The sequence below is a fragment of the Gemmatimonadota bacterium genome, assembly GCA_041390125.1.
Taxonomy (GTDB): Bacteria; Gemmatimonadota; Gemmatimonadetes; order Longimicrobiales; family Gaopeijiaceae; genus JAGQIF01.
Window position 1 is genome coordinate 43,055 of record JAWKQN010000009.1, and the last position, 22,154, is coordinate 65,208.

General features: G+C 70.5%; 16 protein-coding genes. 9 read left to right on the forward strand and 7 right to left on the reverse strand.

What is annotated here, in order from left to right:
* Nucleotides 1-18: 18 nt before the first annotated feature.
* Nucleotides 19-2,559: a serine/threonine-protein kinase gene (locus R3E98_10705; GenBank protein MEZ4423873.1), complete on the forward strand. Its 2,541-nt coding sequence runs from the start codon at nt 19-21 to the stop codon at nt 2,557-2,559.
* A gap of 284 nt (nt 2,560-2,843) precedes the next feature.
* A complete protein-coding gene (locus R3E98_10710; protein ID MEZ4423874.1) occupies nt 2,844-4,055 on the forward strand; it encodes a zinc-dependent alcohol dehydrogenase in 1,212 nt (403 codons plus the stop codon).
* 181 nt (nt 4,056-4,236) lie between these two features.
* Here R3E98_10710 and R3E98_10715 read toward each other — a convergent pair whose 3' ends face one another.
* The gene (locus tag R3E98_10715) at nt 4,237-7,650 is read right to left on the reverse strand and encodes a DNA polymerase III subunit alpha (GenBank protein ID MEZ4423875.1); all 3,414 of its coding nucleotides are present in this window, start codon (nt 7,648-7,650) and stop codon (nt 4,237-4,239) included.
* A gap of 173 nt (nt 7,651-7,823) precedes the next feature.
* Nucleotides 7,824-8,249 (reverse strand): hypothetical protein, encoded by a 426-nt coding sequence (locus R3E98_10720; GenBank protein ID MEZ4423876.1) that lies wholly within the window; start codon nt 8,247-8,249, stop codon nt 7,824-7,826.
* Nucleotides 8,250-8,377: 128 nt separating this feature from the next.
* Here R3E98_10720 and R3E98_10725 point away from each other — a divergent pair, with 128 nt between their 5' ends.
* Genes R3E98_10725 through R3E98_10740 form a run of 4 tightly spaced genes read left to right on the forward strand, consistent with a single transcriptional unit; the run spans nt 8,378 to nt 12,130 of the window.
* On the forward strand, nt 8,378-9,895 hold the full coding sequence (locus tag R3E98_10725) for a D-aminoacylase (GenBank protein MEZ4423877.1): 1,518 nt from the start codon (nt 8,378-8,380) through the stop codon (nt 9,893-9,895).
* Nucleotides 9,892-10,638, forward strand: coding sequence for a hypothetical protein (locus R3E98_10730; protein ID MEZ4423878.1), 747 nt, complete (start codon nt 9,892-9,894; stop codon nt 10,636-10,638). Before R3E98_10725 ends, R3E98_10730 begins: the two co-directional genes overlap by 4 nt.
* Before the next feature lie 5 nt (nt 10,639-10,643).
* The gene (locus R3E98_10735; protein ID MEZ4423879.1) at nt 10,644-11,375 is read left to right on the forward strand and encodes a ZIP family metal transporter; all 732 of its coding nucleotides are present in this window, start codon (nt 10,644-10,646) and stop codon (nt 11,373-11,375) included.
* Nucleotides 11,372-12,130 (forward strand): ZIP family metal transporter, encoded by a 759-nt coding sequence (locus tag R3E98_10740; GenBank protein ID MEZ4423880.1) that lies wholly within the window; start codon nt 11,372-11,374, stop codon nt 12,128-12,130. The genes R3E98_10735 and R3E98_10740 overlap by 4 nt, the downstream gene beginning before the upstream one ends.
* Nucleotides 12,131-12,225: 95 nt before the next feature.
* Here the strand turns inward: R3E98_10740 and R3E98_10745 are convergent, their stop codons facing one another.
* Genes R3E98_10745 through R3E98_10760 form a run of 4 tightly spaced genes read right to left on the reverse strand, consistent with a single transcriptional unit; the run spans nt 12,226 to nt 16,144 of the window.
* Nucleotides 12,226-12,726, reverse strand: coding sequence for a hypothetical protein (locus R3E98_10745; GenBank protein ID MEZ4423881.1), 501 nt, complete (start codon nt 12,724-12,726; stop codon nt 12,226-12,228).
* A 19-nt stretch (nt 12,727-12,745) separates the two neighbouring features.
* Nucleotides 12,746-13,495 carry a succinate dehydrogenase/fumarate reductase iron-sulfur subunit gene (locus R3E98_10750; protein MEZ4423882.1) on the reverse strand — a complete coding sequence of 250 codons (750 nt, stop codon included), beginning with the start codon at nt 13,493-13,495 and terminating at the stop codon, nt 12,746-12,748.
* A gap of 34 nt (nt 13,496-13,529) precedes the next feature.
* Nucleotides 13,530-15,341: a fumarate reductase/succinate dehydrogenase flavoprotein subunit gene (locus tag R3E98_10755; protein ID MEZ4423883.1), complete on the reverse strand. Its 1,812-nt coding sequence runs from the start codon at nt 15,339-15,341 to the stop codon at nt 13,530-13,532.
* Nucleotides 15,341-16,144: a succinate dehydrogenase gene (locus tag R3E98_10760; protein MEZ4423884.1), complete on the reverse strand. Its 804-nt coding sequence runs from the start codon at nt 16,142-16,144 to the stop codon at nt 15,341-15,343. Before R3E98_10760 ends, R3E98_10755 begins: the two co-directional genes overlap by 1 nt.
* A 95-nt stretch (nt 16,145-16,239) precedes the next feature.
* Between R3E98_10760 and R3E98_10765 the strand changes: the two genes are divergently transcribed.
* Entirely contained in the window at nt 16,240-16,926 is a 687-nt protein-coding gene (locus R3E98_10765) for a methyltransferase domain-containing protein (protein ID MEZ4423885.1), read from the forward strand.
* A gap of 88 nt (nt 16,927-17,014) precedes the next feature.
* On the forward strand, nt 17,015-18,409 hold the full coding sequence (locus tag R3E98_10770) for an MBL fold metallo-hydrolase (protein ID MEZ4423886.1): 1,395 nt from the start codon (nt 17,015-17,017) through the stop codon (nt 18,407-18,409).
* Between the two features lie 106 nt (nt 18,410-18,515).
* On the opposite strand, the gene R3E98_10775 is transcribed toward R3E98_10770, so the two are convergent.
* Entirely contained in the window at nt 18,516-20,309 is a 1,794-nt protein-coding gene (locus R3E98_10775) for a M1 family metallopeptidase (protein MEZ4423887.1), read from the reverse strand.
* A gap of 138 nt (nt 20,310-20,447) precedes the next feature.
* On the opposite strand from R3E98_10775, the gene R3E98_10780 reads away from it, so the two are divergent.
* Entirely contained in the window at nt 20,448-22,091 is a 1,644-nt protein-coding gene (locus R3E98_10780) for an amidohydrolase (protein ID MEZ4423888.1), read from the forward strand.
* The last annotated feature ends 63 nt before the right edge of the window (nt 22,092-22,154 follow it).

The window sequence follows — 22,154 nt, forward strand, 5'->3', positions numbered from 1 at the left end:
TCGTCGAGCGGAGGCGAGGTGGACGCTGAGCGCTGGCAGAGGGCGGAGCGGCTCTTCGAGGAAGCGCTCCAGCTCGCCGACGCCGAGCGGAGCGCCTTCCTCCGTCACGCCTGCGGAGACGACGCCGCGCTGCACGACGAGCTCGTGCAGATGCTCTCGGCGGAGGCCGCGGGCGCGCTGGCCATCGAGCGGAGGCTGGACGCGCACCGGGGTGCCACGGCTCCACTTCCGGGCGGCGGCAGGATCGGCCCCTACCGGATCGTCGACCTCCTGGGCCGCGGAGGCATGGGGGTGGTGTGGCGGGCGGTGCAGGAGGAGCCGGTGGAGCGCGAAGTGGCGCTCAAGATCCTGGCCGCGGACGTGGACGGCGGAGAGCTCCTACGCCGCTTCGAGATGGAGCGGCAGTTGCTGGCGCGGCTGGACCATCCGCACATCGCGCGACTCTACGACGCCGGCGCCACGGTCGAGGGACGGCCCTACTTCGTCATGGAGCGCGTGCGCGGTGCGCCCATCACGCGCTACTGCGACGAGCATCGACTGGGGGTACGCGAACGCATCGAGCTGTTCCTCCAGGTCTGCGACGCGGTCCAACACGCCCATCAGCGCGGCATCCTGCATCGCGACCTGAAGCCGTCCAACCTGTTGGTGGCCACGGGGGACGGGAAGCCCCGACCGAAGGTGATCGACTTCGGGATCGCCAAGGGTCTGGAGGCCGCGGTCGATCCGCTGGACGAGCTCACCCGGACCGGGCGCGCACCGGGGACCCCGGTCTACATGAGCCCTGAGCATGCCGATCCCTCGCTGGGCGGCGTGGACATCCGCTCCGATGTCTACTCGCTCGGGGTCGTGCTCTACCGGCTCCTGGTGGGCGCGCTGCCGCACGAGCCGGAGGCGGATTCCGGGGAGGCGCCGTCGCGCTCCACCCGCGACCGCAGCGTCCCGCGGCCGAGCGCACGCCTGGCCGCGCTAGGAGGGACCCAGTTGACGGTTGCGCGTGACCGGGCCACGACGCTGCCCGAGCTGCGGCGGCGTCTGCGCGGAGAGCTGGACTGGGTGCTCCTGCGCGCCCTCGAAACCGACCGCGAGCGTCGATATCCGACGGTCGAGCGGTTCGCCGCCGATCTACGCCGCTATCTGAGCGACCGCCCGGTGGAGGCGGGACCCCCCAGCCCCGTCTACCGGGTGCGCACGTTCGTGCGCCGACATCGGTGGGGCGTCGCCTCCGCCTGCGCGATCGTCCTCGCTCTGGGGACGGGGAGTGCGCTGGCGTTCGCGGGCGAGCGGACGGCCCGCCGCGCCGAGGCGGAGGCACGCGCCGAGGCGGAGGAGGCGCTGCGGATCCGAGACTTCCTCATCGACGTGTTCTCCGTCAACGATCCCGGCGAGGCGCGCGGTCGCACCGTCACCGCCCGCGAGCTGCTGGCGCGGGGTGCGGAACGCATCCGCTTCGATCTGGAGGGGCGGCCCGGCCTGCAAGCCGACCTCATGGGAGCCCTGGGGGGCGCCTATGCCGCGCTGGGCTTGTTGGAGCCCGCCGATTCCCTCCTGCAGGGTGCCCTGGAACGCAGGGCGCTCGATCCGGCGCGCGACGCGGTGGATCAGGCGGCCAGCCTGCGCGACATGGGCCTGCTCCGACAGCGCCAGGGGCGGTGGGAGGACGCGTTCGCGCTGCTCGCCGCGGCCGAGCACACGCTGGACAGTGCGGACGTGACCGACCCTTCCGCCCGGGCTCCGCTGCAGGCGGCGCTCGGGACCGTGCAGACCCTGCGGGGTGAGCTGGACGACGCGCAGCGGCGGACCGAGGCGGCCCTGTCCCTGTGGCGCCAGATGCCCGAACCCGACGCGCGCGGCGTGGTCCAGGCGATCCGGTGGCTGGGCGTCATCCAGAACCACCGCGATGATCCGCAGGCGAGCCTCGCGTTCCTGCGGGACGCCGTGGCAGAGGCTGCGCGCACGTTCGGACCCGAGCACCCGTTCACGTTGGACACGCAGGAGAGCCTGGCCCTCTCCTTGTCGAACGCGGGAGAGCCGGACTCCGCCCTCGCGTTGCATCGCCGCGTATTGGCGGGTCGCTCCCGCGTCTTCTCGCCCGACCATCCCACGCTGGCCTACAGCTACCACAACCTGGGGCGCGAGCTATCGGGACTGGGCCGCTACGAGGAAGCGATCCCGCTCCTGCGTCGCAGCGTGGAGCTGCGGGAGCAGGCGTTGGGCCCGGACGACCCCACGGTCGGCTTCGCCCTGGAGACCCTCGGGATCGCGACCGCCATGAACGGCGACCTCGCGGGCACCGAGCCCCTCTTCCTGCGTGCGCTTTCCATCTACGAAACGCGTCTGGGGCCCGCGCATCCGGAGACGCTCGAGGCGCTCCTGAACGTCGCGGAGCTGGAGTGGTACCTCGATCGCCCGGAGGACGCCTGGCGCCGCTTCGCGGAAGCGGTCGAACGTGGCACCGATCAGATCGCGCGCGTCGAGGGTCCGCCCTTCCGGGCCTGGGCCGGGGAGCGCCGCTACGAGGACGCGCTCGGGCGCGTCCGTGCCATCGCCGCCGCACGCTGACGCGCGCCGGTCGCCCCGGCGGGGACGACGCGGCGGTTCGTGTTCGCAGCGCGCCGTACGCGCACGATCGTGCGGGCGCTCCGCCGGCGGCAGCGGGCGCCAGCCCCGCGCTCGCTGCGCAGTCCCGACGCTGGGTCACGGGCACGTCGCGTGCTTCGAGGGACCTCCCGCGCACGACCGCTTCATCCCACCGGTGCGCCACCCGACCAATGCGTGGGCCGCGGGCCGTCGGAGCCGCTCCGGGACCTGTGGGTCGGTGCAAACTCCACCACTGCGGAGGTACCATGAAAGCTGTCGTATTCCACGACGTCGGCGACATCCGTCTCGAGGACGTGGCCGAGCCCACGATCCAGGAGCCCACGGACGCCGTCGTGCGTCTCACCATGAGCGCGATCTGCGGCACGGATCTGCACATGATCCGCGGCACCATGACGGGCATGAAGGAAGGGACCATCCTCGGTCACGAAGGCGTGGGTGTCGTCGAAGCGCTGGGCAGCGACGTCCGCAACCTGAGCGTGGGGGATCGCGTGGTGATCCCGAGCACCATCGCCTGCGGCTCGTGTTCCTACTGCCGCGCCGGCTACCACGCCCAGTGCGACAACGCCAACCCGAACGGAGCCTTGGCCGGTACGGCCTTCTTCGGCGGTCCCGGCTCGACCGGACCGTTCGATGGCCTGCAGGCCGAGAAGGCGCGGATCCCCTTCGCCAACGTCGGCCTGGTCAAGCTTCCCGACGAGGTGATCGACGAGCAGGCCATCCTGATCTCCGACATCTTCCCGACCGGCTACATGGGGGCGGAAATGGCCGAGATCCAGGAGGGCGACACGGTGGCGGTCTTCGGCTGCGGTCCGGTCGGGCTGTTCGCCATCCTGAGCGCGCAGCTCCTGGGGGCGGGCCGGGTGCTGGCCGTCGATCGCATACCCTCGCGACTGGACAAGGCCCGTGAGCTCGGCGCGGAGACGATCGACTTCTCGAGCGAGGACCCGGTCGAGACGTTGCGACGGCTGACCGGAGGGATCGGGCCCGATCGGGTCATCGACGCCGTGGGGGTGGACGCGGAGACCGCGGAGGAGGGCCCGGCCGCGCCCGACGACGACGGAGCGCGGGCGCGCTTCCAGAAGGAGGTGGAGGAGGTGGCGCCGGAGCAGAACCCCGATGGCGCCCTGTGGCGACCGGGTTCGGGGCCGTCCCAGGTACTGCGCTGGGCCGTCGAGGCGGTGGCCAAGGCGGGAACCGTCTCGATCATCGGGGTCTACCCGCCCACGATGCAGCACTTCCCGATCGGGCAGGCGATGATGAAGAACCTCACCCTCAAGATGGGGAACTGCAATCATCGGCGGTACATCCCGGACCTCGTCCGTCTGGTGGCCAGCGGAGAGGTGGATCCGACCGTGATCCTCACGCACGACGAGCCCCTGGGCTCGGCCATCGAGGCGTTCGAGCACTTCGATCAGCGGGAGCGGGGTTGGATCAAGGTGGAGCTGGAGACCGCCTAGCGCTCCACTCCGCGGGGTCGGGGCGGCGTTCCCTCGACGTTCCGGGGACGTCGCTCCGGCCGACCTCGCGGCCGTTCCCTCCTTGCGTGGCCGCGCATCCCGGAGATCGCGGCCTTCCTGCACATCGATCCGGCGGAGCGGGGAACGGGGCGGAGGACCCGCTCGGCCGTGGCTCCACCCGTCAGCCGAAGCTCTTCACGTCCGGGGGGCTGGAGCGCAACGCGCTCAGGAAGCGGGTGGGAGCCGGGCCGGAGGCGGACGGTGCGGCGCCCCAGTACTCCAGGGTGGGCGGCCCTTCCTCGGGGAGATCCGCCCGGGCGCCTTCACTCCGCAGGCTCCGCACCTCGTACGCCACCACGTTGGTGTTGGCGCCATCCTTCCGCAATCGACCGCGCACCAGGATGAACGGCTCCATGCGGACCACCATGCGGTCGCGTTCGTAGATGTCCGGTTGCACGATCACGTTGATGGGTCCGGTCTCGTCCTCCATCAGGATGAACGTGAAGCCGTTCGCGGTCTGGGGGCGCTGACGCGCCACCACCACGCCCGCCACCGTCACCGTGGCGTGCTGGCGCACCGTGTCGAAGCGGTCGGCGAGCATCCGGTCGGCCGGCAGCGCATCCCGGACGAACAGCAGGGGATGCTGCGCGGTCGAGAAGCGCAGCATGCGATACTCCGCCAGCAGCCGGTCGCGGTCGTCCACCTGCGCGAACCGGTGGCGGGTGGCGGCATCGTCCAGGTCCAGGCCCAGCTGGGCATGGTTCTCCCGCTCCGTGGTGCGACGCGTGTCGCTCTCGGGGCCCAGCCACAGGCCCACCTGCCAGAGCAGCTCCCGCCGGGAGAGCCCGAGCGAGTCCATCCCGCCCACCCAGATGAGGTTCTCGATGGCGGGGCGCTTGAGGGCCGAGGGCGTGCGGCGCAGGAAGTCCACCAGGGAGCGGAACGCACCGCGCGCGTCCCGTTCCCGCACCACGGCCTCCGCGATATCGGCGCCCCAGCCGCGCACGAAGCCCAGGCCCACGCGCAGGTCCTGCTCCTCGGCCGTGCAGGCCACCGCGCTGCGATTCAGGTCGGGCAGGTGGATGCGGATACCGTTGCGACGCGCGTCGCGCACGAGCGCGTCCAGCGAGTAGAAGCCCATCGGTTGGTTGTTGAACAGCGCCACGTAGTATTCGGTCGCGTAGTAGTGGCGCAGCCAGGCGGATTGGTACGCGAGCAGGCCGAACGCGGCGGCGTGTGACTTCGGGAACCCGAACTCGGAGAACGCCACCACCTGCTGGAAGACCGCGCGCGAGATCTCTTCTCCCACGCCCCTGCGGGCGGCGCCTTCGCGGAAGGCTTCCCAGTAGCTGCGCATGGCGTCGCGCGAGCGCTTGCGGCTCATGGCCCGGCGCAGCCCCTCCGCCTGTCCGTCCGTGAAGCCGGCCAGCGCCCGACAGACGAGCAGCACCTGGTCCTGGAAGATGATGACACCCAGCGTGTCGTGGAGCGCCTCCTCCAGGAGGGGATGATCGTAGGGGATCTTGAAGTCGGGATTCTCGCGCAGTTGCTCACGGCGTCGGACGTACGGGTTGACCGCGCCGGCCACGATGGGGCCCGGACGTACGATCGCCACCTGGATGGACAGCTCCTCCAGCGTGCGCGGCTGCGAGCGCCGCAGCATCTGGATCTGCGCACGGCTCTCCACCTGGAACATCCCGACCGTGTCTCCCGCGCAGATCCGGTCGTAGACGACCGGATCCGCGAAGTCGATGCGGGAGAGGTCGGGCGCCCGACCGTGGCGCTCCGCGATGAGGTCCATGGACTCCTCGACCAGGGACAACATGCCGAGCGCGAGGAAGTCGATCTTGATGAAGCGGGCGTCGTCGCAGGAGTCCTTGTCCCACTGGCAGAGGACGCGGCCCTCCCAGGCGGCGGGCTCCAGGGGGACGATCTCCACCAGCGGGCGGCTGGAGATGATCATGCCTCCCACGTGCTGGGAGACGTGGCGGGGAAGCCCTTTGACCTGACGGGCCAGCTCCGCCAGGTGCTTCCACAGCGGGGAGTCCTTGCGGTCCTTGAGCTCGGGGATGCGCTCGAACTCCTCCTCGAGCGCGGTGTGGCGCTCCGCCACCTTGGCCACCTTCTCGATGTCGCCGAGCGGCAGGTCGAGCGCCTTGCCCACGTCCCGCACCGCCGAGCGCAGCCGATAGGTGGGAAACGTGCACACGAGCCCGGCATGCTCGTTCCCGTACTTCGCGTAGACCGCCAGGATCAGCTCCTCGCGGATGTCGCGCGCGAAGTCGAGGTCGATGTCGGGCACCGAGCTCATGGCTTCGTTGAGGAAACGGCCCAGGAAGAGGTCGTTGGCGACCGGATCGATGTGGCTGAGGCCGATCAGGTAGCAGATGATGGAGGAGACCGACGAGCCCCGTCCGCGGCCCGGCGGGAGATTGGAGGTGGCGCGGGGCGCGGCGCCGCGCACGCGCGCCGCCACCTCCCGGCCCAGGTTGAGGATGTCGCGGTAGACGAGGAAGAAGCCGCTCAGCCCGTGCCGCTCCACGAGCGCCAGCTCCTGTTCCAGGCGCCGGGTGGCCTCCTCCCGGAGCCGGGAGCCGGGTGGGTACTTCTCGTCCAGCATGGCGGCCGTGACCTGGTGCAGCACCCAGGCGGCGCTGCCGTGCTCGCTGCCCTCGAAATCCGGGAAGCTGTACCCCAGGTCCTGGGTCAGATCGAACGCGGCGCAGCGTTCGGCGATGCGCAGCGTGGAGGCCAACGCGTCCGGGCGTCCGCGGAACCGCCAGGCCATCTCGTCGGGAGCGGCGAGCGCGTAGTTGCGGTTGGGACGGCGCACCGCGTGCGCGCCGTCCAGCGTGGTGCGATGGCGCACGGCCACCAGCACGTCCTGCAGGCGGGCCCGGTCGGGGTGGTGGTAGTGCACGTTTCCCGTGGCCACCACCGGCAGGCCCATCCGGTCCGCGAGCCGGGCCAGCGCCCGGTTGCGCGGCGCCTCTCCCCGGGCCTGGTTGACCTGCAGCTCCACGAAGAAGCGGTCCGGCCCCAGCGCGTCGCGCAGGCGGCGGGCCACGGCCTCCCCGTCCGCGACGGAGCGCTCGAGCGCCCGGGCCAGGGGGCCGTTGCGGCAGCCGCTGAGCACGATCAGCCCCTCGTTGCGCGCCAGGAGCGATTCGAGCGGCAGCCAGGGGTCGCGGCGGTGGTGGGCGCGCGCTTCGCTGATGAGCCGGCAGAGGGTGGCGTAGCCGGTGGGCGTCTCCGCCAGGAGCGTCAGGTGGGGCCGGAAGACGCTGGCGGTGCCCACGCCCGGATCGTCGGGGTCGGGCGGGGCGTCGGGATCCCAGCGCTCCAGCAGGGGCGGGGGAGGCCCCTCGGGGTCGGCCAGGGTGATCTCGCAGCCCGTGATGGGCTGGAGCCCCTCGGCGCGCGCGACCTGTGCGAACTCCATGGAGCCGTAGAGCCCGTCATGGTCGGTCAGCGCCAGGGCCGGGTAGCCGAGCTCCCGGGCGCGCAGGACCAGCTCCTCCGGATGGGAGGCGCCGTCCAGGAAGGAGAAGGCCGAATGGCAATGGAGCTCGATGTAGGGCGGGGTGTGTCGCATGGAGCCGGATCCGCCGGAAGGCATGGACCCGAACATAAACCGAAACCAGGGACACCGCCACCGCCCGTGCCGCTCCCCCCGGCGCGTGGATGCCGGCCGACCTGCCCCGGAACGCAGACCGGCCGCGCCCCCCGGTGGGAGGCGCGGCCGGTCGGAGCGCGCAGACGCGCCGGCTACACGAGGTCGATCGTGTAGGCGATCCGCCAGTTGCTCATGTTCTCGGGGTCGTCCGTGCCCTCGTCCATCGGATGGTACCGGCCGGCCCAGTTGGCCGGAGGGCCCGCGAACGTCCGCGAGTAGTGATCCAGGAAGTCGCTGGAGCTGAGCTTGTCCAGCTCCTCACCCACGAGCTCGAAGGTCATCCCGGACTGGATGTCGCCCTCCCACAGCACGCGGTCGAGCTTGACGAAGTTCCAGCCGGGCTTCGAGGACAGGGGATAGTATCCTTCCTCCGGGAACCGAATCTCCTCCGAGAAGCCACCGCGATCGCTGCTCGAGACCTTCGCGGAGAACCGGAACTGCCCCTCGTCGCCGGTATCGAGGCTGTCGAGCAGCTTGATCCAGTTGAGCGTGATTCGAACCCGCTGGCCTTCCGCCATATCCGATTCCTCTCCATTACGGCTGGGACGCACACCTGAAGGCGGGCAGCTTAGGCCCGCGGGGGCCGGTTTGTCCAGTGTCCGGGGAGCCGTTGCCGCCGGGGGGCAGCCCTGGTATTACGGAGCCCATGCGCCGCCTCCCTCTCCTTCCGCTCCTCCTGCTCGCCGCCTGTGCCCCGGAGGGCGATTCCGCGGGTCCCGGAGGGCTCGTCCTCGGCGCCCGGGTCCTCGACGGCACGGGAAGCCCCCCGGCCCTCCTCGACGTGCGCTGGGAGGGCGATCGGATCACGGAGCTGGGCGACCTGGAGCCCCGACGCGGGGAGGTCGTCGTCGACGGGGCCGGTCTCTTCCTGGCGCCGGGCTTCATCGACACCCACAGCCACCACGACCGCGGTCTGCCCGAAGAGCCCGAAGCACGAGGCGCCGTCAGCCAGGGCATCACCACCATCGTCGTGGGCCAGGACGGGGGCTCGCCGCATCCGCTCGGGCCCTGGCTCGACGCCCTGGAGCAGGCGCCGGTCGCGGTCAACGTCGCGGCCTATACCGGGCACAACACGCTGCGCGAGCGCGTGCTGGGCGACGACTGGCGCCGCGCGGCCACGCCGGACGAGGTGGAGGGCATGAGCGCGCTGCTCCGCGCCGACCTGGCGGCCGGCGCGCTCGGGCTGTCGACCGGGCTCGAGTACGATCCGGGCATCTACGCGCATCCGGACGAGGTGCTGGCGCTCGCGCGGATCACCGCCGAGGAGGGCGGACGCTACATCAGCCACCTGCGCAGCGAGGACCGCACACTGGACGCCGCGCTCGAGGAGCTGATCGAGATCGGGCGGCAGACGGGGATGCCGGTCCAGGTCTCGCACATGAAGCTGGCCATGAAGGGGCTGTGGGGTCAGGCCGGCCGGGTCCTGGAACGCCTCGAGCGCGCGCGGGCCGAAGGGATCGACGTCACGGCCGACGTCTACCCCTACACCTTCTGGCAGTCCACCATGACGGTCCTGCTCACGGAGCGGGACTTCACGGACCGGACGGCCTTCGCCTACGCGCTGGACGAGATGGTCCCGCCCGAAGGCATGATCGTGGCCCGCTACGCGCCCGACCCGTCGGTGGAGGGGGCCACGCTGGCGGAGGTGGCGGAGCGCTGGGGAACGGATCCGGTCGACGCGTACATGCGTCTCGTGGCCGGGCGCGAGGAGGCGAGGGCGGCCGGAAGGGACGCGTCGGAGAGCGTGCTGGCGACCAGCATGGATCCCGAAGACGTGGATGCCCTGTTGCGGTGGCCGCACTCCAACGTGTCGTCCGACGGTGCCCTGGCGGGTGCCCATCCGCGCGGCTGGGGCGCCTTCCCCCGTGTGCTGGCGGCCGTGCGCGAGCGCGACCTGATGTCGTGGGAGCAGGCCGTGCACCGCATGACCGGGCTCGCGGCCGCCCACATGGGCTTTCCCGACCGGGGCGTGCTTCGCCCGGGTGCGATCGCCGACCTGGTGCTGTTCGATCCGGAGACCGTCACCGACCGCGCCACGACGGCAGACCCGCACCGTCCCGCGGACGGCATCGTGCAGGTCTGGGTGGCCGGGCGTACGGTGTGGCAGGGCGGCGCAGCGACGGGGGAGCGTCCCGGCCGCGTGCTGCGGCGGCCGGCCCGGTGAGCGCCGCGCGTCCGGCTCCGCCCGCGGAGCGCTACGGCTCGCTCGACGTCCAGCACATCCTGACCACCATCCATCTGCTGGAGCAGCGCATCCGTGAGCGGTTCCCGGGCGCCGGCCTGGCCGACGTCTGTGGCACACTCGAGCGGTTGGGCACGAAGGCGCGCGACGCCCAGGAGTGGCTGCGGCGACCCAACTATGCACTGCGCACGCTGACCGGGGCGCTCATCGTGCTGATCGTGGCCGGGCTCCTCGTGACCGTATATGGCCTGTCCTTTCCCGAGGAACCCATCGCCTGGAACGAGTTCGTGCAGGCCCTGGAGGCGGGGATCAACGACGTGGTGCTGGTGGGACTCGGCATCTACTTCCTGACGTCGCTGGAGCGCCGCCTGAAGCGTCGGCGCGTGCTGCTGGCCATCCACGAGCTGCGCTCGCTGGCGCACATCGTGGACATGCACCAGCTCACCAAGGATCCTGCGCATGGCCGACGGATCGTCTCCGACACGGCGTCGTCCCCCACGCGCACGTTGCAGCCCGCGGACCTCGCACGGTATCTCGACTACTGCTCCGAGATGCTCTCGCTCACCGGCAAGGTCGCAGCCCTGTATATCCAGAGCCTGCAGGACGACGTCGTGCTCGCCGCCGTCAACGAGGTCGAGGCGCTCACGACCGGGCTCTCGGGGAAGATCTGGCAGAAGCTGGTCATCCTGGAGTCCTGGCGGCCCAGCCCGCCCGTGCCGCAGTAGGCGTCGTGGATCCCATCCTGTCCGTATTGACGTGGAGCAGCGGCGCCGCCGTGGTCGCCGGTCTGGCGGGCGTCGTGTTCGTCCAGCGCTCCGAAGCCGAGGCTCGTTGGCTGGGGTGGTCCAACGCGCTCGCCGCCGGCTTGATGTTCGGCGCGGCCTACGCGCTCCTGCTCGGCACCCTGGACGTCGCCGTGGGTCCGGCGCTGGCCGGCGCGTTCGTGGGGGTGGCCGTGGTCTACGCGACCCACCGCTGGACCGGCACGCAGGAGATGGACCTGAATCGCCAACGCGAAGCCGACCCCGTGTACGGCTACCGCGTCTTCATGGTCCAGTCGCTGCACTCCGCGTGGGAGGGCGTGGCCATCGGCGCTGCCGCCGCGCTCGATCTGCGGCTCGGTCTCCTGTTGATCGCCATCCTGGCCGTGCACAACATCGCCGAGGGGGTCCTGCTCCTCGCGGTGCTGCGCTCGCGCGGGCTTCCGCTGCGCATGGCCTCCACCCTGGCGGTCCTCTCCAACGGGGCGCAGGTCCTGCTGGCCGTGGTCACGCTGGCCGTGCTGGGCTCGGCGCCCGCCGCCCTGCCGTGGGTGTCCGGCTTCGCGGTCGGTGCGCTCGTCCACCTGGTGCTGGTCGAGCTGCTCCCCGAGGCCTACCGCGAAGCGGGTCCCACGAGCATCGCGCTGCTGACGAGCGCCGCGGTCGGTGTGGTCGTCGTGCTCCTGGAGCTGGGACCGTGAGCCCGGCCCTGATCGCCTGGGCCGAGGCGCATCCGGCCGTCACCGTCTTCCTGCTGGCCCTCGTGACCGCGCTGGCCACGGGCCTCGGTGCGCTGCCCTTCCTCTTCCTGCGCACGATCTCGGCACAGGTGGTGGCCTACTCCAACGCCGTGGCCGCCGGGCTGATGCTCGGGGCCAGCTTCGGCCTCCTTGCCGAAGGCTCGGAGTACGGCGCCGTCCAGGCGGTCGCCGGCGCGAACCTGGGCGTGCTGTTCGTCCTCGTCTTCTCCCGCCTGCTCGAGGGCCACGACGTCGAGTTCGGGCGCGTTCAGGGGTTGGGTGCGCGCAAGATGCTGCTGATCGTGGCGGTGATGACCGTGCACTCGGTGTCGGAGGGCGTCGCGGTGGGCGCCTCCTTCGCCGGAGGCGCGGCCCTGGCCACGCTGATCACCATCGCCATCGCGGTGCACAACATCCCGGAGGGGTTGGCCATCTCCGCCGTGCTGCGGCCCCAGGGGCAGAGCGTGCTGGCCTGCGCCGGCTGGAGCGTCTTCTCGTCGTTGCCCCAGCCCCTGATGGCGGTCCCGGCCTTCCTCTTCGTGGAGGCCTTCCGTCCGGCCTTGCCGTACGCGATGGGCTTCGCCGGGGGAGCGATGGTGCTCATGGTCCTCTACGAGCTGTTGCCGGAGGCGTACGAGGACGGCCGCCGCGCCTCCATCGGCCTGGTGGTCTCCGTCACGCTCTTCGCGATGATCCTGTTCCAGCAGCTGTTGTAGTCGCGGGCGCCACCGCGGTCCGCGCTCCGCGACGCCCTCGGCGCGCCGTGGACCGGGCGGGATACCGCGAAGCGTGGGCTGGGGAAGGACCGGCGCTACTCCAGCAGAGCAGGGACGCCGTGGGGCTCCCCCGGCCGGACGTGCGCGTGCTTCTGGATGAGCCGGGCGCACGTGTTCCAGCGCAGCAGCGGATCGTCGTTTCCGGCGGGACGGAGCGCTTCGGCCCGCTCGTAATGGTCCATGGCCTGGCGGAGCCAGTCGTAGGCCACCGATCCACTGCCCGCGCTGTGGCGCCGCAGGTGGGACTTGCCTTTCCGCTCGCAGACCATGCCCGCGTAGTACTCGCGGTCGTATTCGCGCTCGAGCCGCCGCAGCAGGGTGCGGGCGTCGGCCAGGGTGGATCCGCCCTCGGTGCCGAACTGGTCGGTGATGGCCAGGATCAGCGTGATCAGCGCCTCCTGGTGGTCGGGCGCCGTGGCGAGGATGTCGCGGCAGATGCTCTCCGCGAGGAACGGCTCGTTGAGGAGCCGGTACCGGACGGCCTTCTTGAGGGCAGCACCGATCCCTTCGGGGGACAGCGTCTTCAGCTCGAACACGGGGACCTCCTCGGAGTGGCTACCTCTTCTTTCCCGTCAGCACGCGCAACGCCCGCCGCAGCGGATCGTAGGCGTCGTCGACGACGCGCTCCTTCAGGGGGATGATGGCGTTGTCGGTGATGGTGATGTGCTCGGGGCACACCTTGGTGCAGCATTTCGTGATGTTGCAGTATCCGATGCCGTGCGCCTTCCGCAGGTCCTCACTGCGATCGACCGTGTCCAGCGGGTGCAGCTCCAGCTGGCCGATGTGCACGAAGAACCGCGGACCCACGAAGCGGTCGTGCAGGTGATGATCCCTCAGGACGTGGCAGACGTCCTGGCACAGGTAGCACTCGATGCACTTCCGGAACTCCTGGGCCCGCTCCACGTCCTTCTGCTTCATGCGCCAGGTGCCGTCGGGCGCGTCCGGCGGGCGCGGCTGGAAGGGACGGATGCTGCGCTTCGCGTCGTAGTTCCACGACACGTCCGTCACCAGGTCCCGCATGACAGGGAATGCCCGCAAGGGCTCGATCCGTACGGGCTCGTCCGCCGGCAGCGTGTTCATGCGCGTCATGCACATGAGCTTGGGCATGCCGTTCACTTCGGCCGAGCACGAACCGCACTTTCCCGCCTTGCAGTTCCAACGGACGGCCAGGTCGTTGGCCTGTTCTGCCTGGATCTTGTGCACGACGTCGAGCACGACCATGCCCTTGTCGTACTCGGTCTCGTAGGCCTGGAACGCGCCTCCGGTGGTGTCTCCCCGCCAGATCTGGAACGTCGCCTTCGGCATGCGTGGCTCCGACGTCGGGTGTGAGGGTCGGGCGTCAGCCCATCTCGTCGATGATCGTGCGCAGCTCGTCGGGCAGGGGCGGGATGGCGCGGCGCTCGATCTCCATCTCGCCGGTCGGGCTTCGACGCACCACCAGGTTGACCTCTCCCCAGGCCGGATCCTTCGCGGGATGATCGTCCCGGGTGTGGGCGCCGCGGCTCTCCGTCCGCAGGGCGGCCGCGCGGGCCACCATCTCGGCCACGGTCAGCAGGTTGTGGAGGTCCAAGGCGGTGTGCCAACCCGGATTGTACTCGCGGTTGCCGCCCGCGCCTGCGCGCCGGCTCTGCTCGCGCAGGCGCCCGATCTGTTCCACCGCGTCCGCGACATCCGCGGCGTTGCGGATGATGCCCACCTGGTTCTGCATCAGCTCCTGGAGCGCGAACTGCACGTCGTACGGGCCCGTGCCGTTCCCGGCCCGCTCGAACGGAGCCAACGCGGCGGTGGCACAGTCCTGGATGGTGCCTTCGTCCAGTGTGACGGGAGCCGCTTGCGCGGCCCACGTGGCGGCGTGCCGACCCGCGCGTTCGCCGAACACGAGCAGGTCGGACAGGGAGTTGCCGCCCAACCGGTTGGCGCCATGCAGACCCGCGGCGCACTCCCCGGCCGCGAAGAGGCCCGGGACCGACGTCATCTGGGAGTCCCCGTCCACCCGGATGCCGCCCATCACATAGTGGGTGGTCGGTCCCACCTCCATGGGCTCTTCGGTGATGTCCAGATCGGCGAGCTGCTTGAACTGGTGGTACATGCTCGGAAGCTTGCGCCGGATGTGGTCGGCTCCCCCGGACACGCGGTCCTTGATCCAGGCGATGTCCAGGAAGGCGCCGCCGTGGGGGCTCCCGCGCCCCTCGCGCACCTCCCGCAGGATCATGCGGGCCACGTGGTCGCGGGTGAGCAGCTCCGGGGGGCGACGGGCGTCACGGTCCCCCTGGACGTAGCGCCAGCCCTCCTCCTCGGTGTCGGCCACCTGGTTCCGGTAGAGCTCGGGGATGTTCTGGAACATGAAGCGGCGCCCTTCCGAGTTCTTGAGCACGCCGCCTTCGCCCCGCACACCCTCCGTGACCAGGATGCCGCGCACGCTCGGCGGCCAGACCATCCCGGTGGGGTGGAACTGGACGAACTCCATGTCCTGGAGCTCGGCGCCCGCGTCGTAGGCCAGGGTGTGGCCGTCGCCGGTGTACTCCCACGAGTTGGACGTGATCTTGTAGGCACGCCCGATGCCGCCGGTCGCGAGCACCACGGCCTTCGCTTCGAACACGCGGAATCGTCCCAGCTCACGATCATATCCGAACGCGCCGCAGACCCGCTCGCCGTCCTTCAGGAGGCGCGTGACCGTGCACTCCATGTGGAAGGTGATGCCCTGGTGGATGCCGTGATCCTGCAGGGTGCGGATCATCTCCAGGCCGGTGCGATCGCCGACGTGCGCGAGACGCGGGTAGGCATGGCCGCCGAAGTTGCGCTGCAGGATCCGTCCGTCGGCGGTACGGTCGAAGAGCGCGCCCCACGCCTCCAGCTCCTTGACCCGCTCCGGTGCCTCCTTCGCATGCAACTCGGCCATGCGCCAGTTGTTCAGGTACTGACCCCCGCGCATGGTGTCCGCGAAGTGCACCCGCCAGGAGTCCCGCTCGTCCACGTTGGCCATCGCGGCCGCCATGCCGCCTTCGGCCATCACCGTGTGGGCCTTACCGAGAAGCGACTTGCAGACCACCCCCACCTTCGCGCCGACGGCGGACGCGGCGATGGCCGCCCGCAGCCCGGCGCCTCCGGCACCGATGATGAGGACGTCGTACGCGTGGCGCTCCGCCCCCATCAGAAGATCCTCCAGTCCGTCCAGACGCCCATCGAGAGCATGCGGACGTAGAAGTCACTGAACCCCACCCAGACCAGGCTCGTCCACGCGAACGCCATGTGGCGTGCGTTGAGGCACGTGACGCAGCGCCAGGCATTGTACTGGACCGGCTTGTCCGAGAAGCGGCGCAGCCGACCGCCCACGAGGTGCCGCAGCGAATGGCAGCCCAGCGTGTAGCCGGACAGGAACACCACGTTGAGCGTGAGCACGATGGTGCCCAGCCCCACGCCGAACTCCCGCCCCCCGCCAGCGGTCTCGAACCACATGGCGTTCCAGGCGTCGTGACCCAACAGCAGCAGGAACAGGAGCGCGAAGTAGAGGAAGAAGCGGTGCGCGTTCTGGAGGATCAGCGGGAAGTGGCGCTCCCCCAGGTAGCTCTTGCGCGGCTCGCCGACGGCGCAGGAGGGCGGATCCGCCCAGAAGGCCTTGTAGTAGGCGCCGCGGTAGTAGTAGCAGGTGAGCCGGAAGCCCAGTGGGAAGATCAGGATGACCAGAGCGGGCGAGAACGGCAGCAGGCCCGGCCACCACTCGGGTTGAGGACCGAGCAGCGCATGGTGCGAGGCGCCCCAGATCTCTGGCGAGTAGAACGGGGAGAGGTAGTTTCCCCACCAGTAGTGCGCGTTCTGGAAGGCGGCCCAGGTGGCGTAGACCACGAACGCGCCGAGGCCCAGGAAGATGGCCGTGGGTTGGACCCACCAGGGGTCCGACCGTGAGGTCTGACCGAAGCCCCGGCGGGGCTGGAGCTGCGTCACCGCGTGAGGCATTCCTGCTCCTCGATCTGGGTCGCTGCGACGGACCGGGGGCGAAGATACGGGGGCCGGCGGACACCGGCCAGCCGAGTGGCCAGGGAGGGATCCACATGACTTGTCCCCACTGTCGGGGCGCGCAGAAGGTCTTCGGCCGCCGGGTCGCCCGCATGGAGTCGGGCCGATATCGGCGCAAGGGCCTGCGGGGTACCACCCGGGCCCTCGTCGAGGGGTTGGCGGGGGCGGGAACGCCGGGCCGCACCCTTCTGGACGTCGGGGCCGGGATCGGGATGGTGCAACTCGCCCTGTTCGAGCGGGGACTGGCGCGGGCCACCCACGTGGACGCCAGCACGGACTATCTGGACGTGGCGCGCCGCGTGGCGTCCGACGCCGGGGTGGAGGATCGGATCGCCTATCGCTTCGGGGACGTGGTGGAGCTGGCGCCCGACCTGCGCGTCCACGACCTGGTGAGCCTGGACCGGGTGGTGTGCTGCTATCCGTTCCCGGATCGTCTCCTCTCGGCCACGGCGTCGCGCGCCGGCGTCCGTCTGGGATTGGTGTGGCCGCTGGACCGCTGGTGGGTTCGGATCGGGACCCGTGTCGTCAACGCCTGGCTCTGGATCCGCCGCAACCCGTTCCGGGTGTTCGTCCATCCGGACGCGGTCGTCGACGGCACCCTGCGCTCCGCCGGTCTCGAGCGCCTGCACCACGCCCGCCAGGGCATCTGGCAGGTCGCGATCTGGGGTCGGGGCGGCAGCGAGGAGGACCATACCGCCGTTGACACGGCGGTGGTGGGCTGAAGGGAGCGCGCGCGGTTGTGGGAGGTCCCGGGCCGGCCTATCCTGCGGCCGCCCCGTCCCGCGCCCTCCACAGGAGCCCTGCCGTCCGATGAAACTCACGTTCTGGGGAGCTGCCCGCACGGTCACCGGCTCCATGCATCTCCTGGAGCTGGACAACGGCCGTCGGGTGCTCCTGGACTGCGGGCTCTACCAGGGCCGGCGGGCCGATGCCTGGCGCATCAACTCCGAGCTGCCGTTCGCCGCGTCGTCCATCGACGCCGTGATCCTGTCGCACGCGCATATCGACCACTCGGGCCTGCTCCCCCGTCTGGTCCGCGAGGGCTTCCAGGGCCGGATCTGGGCGACGCACGCCACGTACGACCTCTGCGCCGTGATGCTCCTGGACTCCGCGCACATCCAGGAGAAGGACGCCGAATACCTGCGCCGTCGGCGCAACGCCCGACGCGTGGACGTGCAGGTGCTCTACACGGCCGTCGACGCGGAGCGGGCGCTCGACCTGTTCGTCGGGGTGGGCTACCGGCAGACGTTCGAGCCCGTGCCCGGGATGAAGGTGGAGTTCCGCGACGCGGGCCACATCCTGGGTTCGGCCACGGTGCAGATCGAGGTCACGGAGCGCGGTCGCACGACACGGGTGGGGTTCACCGGGGACGTCGGGCGGCCCGACCGTCCGATCCTGCGCGATCCCCAGACGATGGCGGACTGCGACTGGCTGATCTGCGAGTCCACCTATGGCGGCAAGGTGCACGAGCCGCGCGATCGCGCCAAGGCGCGCTTGCAGGCCGTGGTGGCGGAGACCAGCCGACGTGGCGGTCGGGTGTTGATCCCCGCGTTCGCCGTGGGCCGCACGCAGGAGATCGTGCATGCCCTCGATCAACTGGCTGCCGAAGACCGGCTGCCCCGCATCCCGGTGTTCGTCGACTCCCCGCTGGCGATCAGCGTCACCTCCGTCTACCAGCTCCACCCGGAGTGTTTCGATCGGGAGATGCACGAGTACCTGCGCACGGACGCCGACCCGTTCGGCTTCGAGCAGCTCACCTACATCCGGGACGCGGAGGACTCCAAGAAGCTGAACCACTCGCGGATCCCCATGGTGATCATCTCCGCATCCGGCATGTGCGAGGCGGGTCGCATCCTGCACCACCTCAAGAACGGGATCGAAGACCCCCGCAACACCGTGATGATCGTCGGCTTCTGCGCGGAGCACACCCTGGGTCGGCGCATCGTGGAGCGGCAGCCGACCGTGCGGATCTTCGGGGAGCCCTACGAGCTCAAGGCGCAGGTGGAGGTGATGAACAGCTATTCCGCGCATGCGGACGAACCGGAGCTGGTCGACTTCCTGGCCCCTCTCGACCGCGAACGCCTGCGGGAGGTGTTCCTGGTCCACGGTGACCTGCCGCGGCAGGAGGCGTTGCGCGACCGGCTACGGTCGGAGGGCTACCGCAGCGTCCGCATCCCGGAGCGGGGGGAGAGCGTCGAGCTGTAGACGCGGGGCCGTTGCCCGCGAGGGGACGCGTCGGTCGTCGGCTGCGCGATCCCACCCCCCGGCTCTGCCGCGGAGCGCTCGGAGATGTGGCCCGGCCGCCGTCCGCTCAGTCGCCGCCCGGCTCGCGGACGTTGTTGCTGCGATCCCGGTCGAGCATCTTGCGGTCCGGATCCAGCTCCACGCGCGCGGGCCGGTCCGGCGTCTCGACGGTGAGCGTCTGGGTGCGCTCGCGTCCTTCGAGGCGCACGGTGCGCTCGCCGACCCGGACGTCCACCGGCATCCAGGCCTCACCGGTGCGCGTCACGCGCACCGTGGTCTGCCAGCCGCTCCCCGCCTGCCGGGTCTGCGCCTCGGCGATGGCGTAATCGAGCGTCGCGGCCTGGTCGATCCACTGGTGGAAGAACCATCCGAGGTCGCGGCCCGACACCCACTCCATGGCGTCGCGCAGGTCCCGCTGCGTGACGTGCCGCAGGGCGTTCTTTGCGAAGTACGCGCGCAGGCCGCGCAGGAAGGTCTCCTCGCCCAGCTCCTCGCGCAGCATGTAGAGCACCACGGAAGGCTTCGTGTAGGTCATCAGCCCGTAGGTCTGGAAGTCCGGGAAGTCCTCCGCCACCTGCCCGATGGGATGGGGGACATCCAACGCGCCGACCTGCTCCACCAGCCGGTCCCAGATCTCGCCGCGGGAGGCGCCGCCTTCACGCTCCGCGTACCAGCTCGTCACGAAGGAGGCCATGCCTTCGTCCATCCAGCCTTCGCGCCACTCGTTGTTGGCCAGGATCCCGTGTGCGTACTGGTGGGTGCCCTCGTGCAGGATGAGGCCGAGCCCGCCGCTGCCGTCCATCAGCATCATGGGGAACTCCGTCCCGCCGCCCTCGAGGCGGTGGACGTTCGTGAGCTGCGGCCAGGGATAGGGGCCGAAGACCTCGTTCAGGAACGCGAGCGCGCGCGCGGTGCGCTCGACCACCTGACCGGAGCCCCATTCGTCCTCGTCGCCCGGGCGGTAGAGCACATGGATGGCGATGTCCCCCCAGGCGCCGCCCTCATAGCGGTAGTCGGGGTTGGCGGTCCAGGCGAAGTGGTGCACGTCCTCGGCGCGGAAGCGGACGCGCTTGCGCCCGCTGGACGCTTCGCCGGTCAACACGCCGAGAGACGGCGGAGGTGCAGCGTCGTACCAGTCGCGCTGCAGCACGGGCTCCGGGAGCGGGCTCCCGGGAACCGGACTCCAGCCCGGATCGCCGGAGACCACGACGCCCGTGCCGCCGAGGACCTGGTCGGCCGCCACGTCCACCGTCACGTCGTAGGTGGCGAACTCCCCGTAGAACTCGCCCTGCGGGTACAGGGTGTGCGCCTGCCATCCGCCCCGGTCGAAGGTGGCGATGCGCGGATACCACTGTGCGAAATCGAAGTGGCGGCCCTGGCGGCACTGCCGGCGGCAGAGCGTGGAGAGGCGGGCGTCCCACTCCAGCGTGACCACGGTGCGCTGCCCCGGGCGCAGCGGATCGGGGAGCGGGATGCGGACCACCACGGAATCCGGGGCCCCCGGGTACTCGGGCCGCACCGTCTGCTCGCCCACGCGCACGCTGCGCAACCGCTCGAACCCGTAGTCGGGATCCGCGAGGCCCGCGAAGTCGTAGTCCGCTCGCTCCTCGACCTCGGCCCAGCGGCTGCCCGGGCGGAAGGCGTTCAGGTAGAGGTGGAAGAACAGCTCCGACAGCGTCTCCGGGGAGTGGTTGACGTACTCGACCCGCGCGGAGCCCGAGAACACCCCCGGCGCCTCGTCCAGCCTCCCTTCGATGGTGTAGTGGACCTCCTGCTGCCAGTACGGGGCGGGTGCCTGCGCGGCCAGGGGCAGGGCGGACGACAGGACGAGCGCGGCGGCGAGCATCGGGGACCGGGGCATCCAGCAGCTCCGTGTGGAGGGGTTCGGCGGCGTGTTCCGGTACGGGTGGAGACCGCTCCCGGTTCCCCGGCCCGGCCTCGCGAGGGGTCGGACCCGCGCCTACATTCGCCGCCGGTTTCCCGATCCTGGAGGAGGTACATGACCGTTCGTCCGCTGCGGAGCGCGGCGCGCCTGGCCGGCGCCTGCGCCGTCCTGCTCACGACCACCACCGCGCTGGCCGCCCAGATGGAGCCCACGACGCGGCGCGCCGCCGGGGAAGGGGATGGCCCCCACGAGCGGCTGATCATCCGGGGCGCGACCGTCGTCGACGGCACCGGCGCCCCTCCCCGTGGCCCCATGGACATCGTCATCGAGGGGGACCGCATCACCGAGGTCCGCTCGGTCGGCTTTCCCGGTGTCCCGATCAACGAGCGCTCGCGTCCGCAGGGGGCCACCCGCGAGATCGACGGCACCGGCATGTACGTGCTGCCCGGCCTCGTGGACATGCACGCCCACACGGGCGGCTCGGGGAAGGCGCCGCAGGCCGAATACGTCTACAAGCTCTGGATGGCCAACGGCATCACCACCTCGCGCGGCGTTCCCCACGGGGACTTCGAATGGCAGCTGCGCGAGAAGGCCTTGAGCGCCCGCAACGAGATCGTTGCCCCCCACATGTTCGCCTATGTGCGGCCGGGGTCGGGGCAGGGGTGGGGCGGACGTCCCATCGATACGCCGCAGGCGGCGCGCGAGTGGGTGCGCTGGGCCGCGGGCCAGGAGATCGAGGGGCAGCGCATCGATGGCCTCAAGCTCGGCGCGTTCGATCCCGACATCATGGAGGCCCTGATCGACGAGGCCCACCAACACCAGCTCGAGACGGTGGCCCATCTGGACCAGATGGGGATCGCGCGGATGACGGCCCTGGACGCCGCGGAGCTGGGCCTGGACATGATGACGCACTACTACGGCCTCATGGAATCCCTGTTGACCGGCTATTCCATCCAGGACTGGCCGCTCGACTACAACTACAACGACGAGCAGCATCGGTTCGGCAACGTCGCGCGGCTCTGGTTCCAGGCCGCAGAGCCGGGCAGCGAGCAATGGAACGCGCTGATCCAGAAGTTCCTGGAGCTGGGCTTCGCCCTCGATCCCACCATGACGATCTACGAGGCCAGTCGTGACGTCATGCGGGCCCGGGAGGCGGAGTGGCACGACGAATACACCCTGCCCAGCCAGATGGAGTTCTACGAGCCCAGCCGGCAGGCCCACGGGTCGTACTGGTTCTACTGGACCAGCGAGGACGAGTACCACTGGAAGAAGTTCTACGAGAAGTGGATGCACTTCCTCAACGACTACAAGAACGCCGGCGGGATCGTCACCACGGGATCGGACTCGGGGTTCATCTACAAGCTGTACGGCTTCGACTACCTGCGTGAGCTCGAGCTGCTCCGCGAAGCCGGCTTCCATCCGATCGAGGTGCTGCGGTCGGCGACGATGTACGGCGCCCAGCAGCTCCACAAGTACGCGGACGCGCCCGCGGACTTCGGAATCATCCGGCCGGGCATGCGCGCCGACCTGATCATGGTGGCGGAGAACCCGCTCGAGAACCTCAAGGTGCTCTACGGCACCGGCGCCGTGAAGCTGAACGATGAGACCGGAGAGGTCGAGCGTGTCGGCGGCATCGTGTGGACCATCAAGGACGGCATCGTCTACGACGCCAAGCAGATGCTCGAGGACGTGCGGGAAATGGTGCGGAAGGCCAAGGCCGGATCGGTGTCGCAGGAGGACCACCCGGGCGCCGTCTGAGGATCGGCGAGGCCGGACCGTTTCGTTTGGATCGAAGGGGGGCCGCGGGGACGCGGCCCCCCT

What these genes read in the sequence shown, in the direction of transcription:
- R3E98_10750 (MEZ4423882.1), bottom strand. Translation starts at nt 13,495, where the DNA reads ATGCCGAAGGCGACGTTCCAGATCTGGCGGGGAGACACCACCGGAGGC.
- R3E98_10715 (MEZ4423875.1), bottom strand. Translation starts at nt 7,650, where the DNA reads ATGCGACACACCCCGCCCTACATCGAGCTCCATTGCCATTCGGCCTTC.
- R3E98_10725 (MEZ4423877.1), top strand. Translation starts at nt 8,378, where the DNA reads ATGCGCCGCCTCCCTCTCCTTCCGCTCCTCCTGCTCGCCGCCTGTGCC.
- R3E98_10770 (MEZ4423886.1), top strand. Translation starts at nt 17,015, where the DNA reads ATGAAACTCACGTTCTGGGGAGCTGCCCGCACGGTCACCGGCTCCATG.
- R3E98_10720 (MEZ4423876.1), bottom strand. Translation starts at nt 8,249, where the DNA reads ATGGCGGAAGGCCAGCGGGTTCGAATCACGCTCAACTGGATCAAGCTG.
- R3E98_10710 (MEZ4423874.1), top strand. Translation starts at nt 2,844, where the DNA reads ATGAAAGCTGTCGTATTCCACGACGTCGGCGACATCCGTCTCGAGGAC.
- R3E98_10755 (MEZ4423883.1), bottom strand. Translation starts at nt 15,341, where the DNA reads ATGGGGGCGGAGCGCCACGCGTACGACGTCCTCATCATCGGTGCCGGA.
- R3E98_10765 (MEZ4423885.1), top strand. Translation starts at nt 16,240, where the DNA reads ATGACTTGTCCCCACTGTCGGGGCGCGCAGAAGGTCTTCGGCCGCCGG.
- R3E98_10760 (MEZ4423884.1), bottom strand. Translation starts at nt 16,144, where the DNA reads ATGCCTCACGCGGTGACGCAGCTCCAGCCCCGCCGGGGCTTCGGTCAG.
- R3E98_10775 (MEZ4423887.1), bottom strand. Translation starts at nt 20,309, where the DNA reads ATGCCCCGGTCCCCGATGCTCGCCGCCGCGCTCGTCCTGTCGTCCGCC.
- R3E98_10780 (MEZ4423888.1), top strand. Translation starts at nt 20,448, where the DNA reads ATGACCGTTCGTCCGCTGCGGAGCGCGGCGCGCCTGGCCGGCGCCTGC.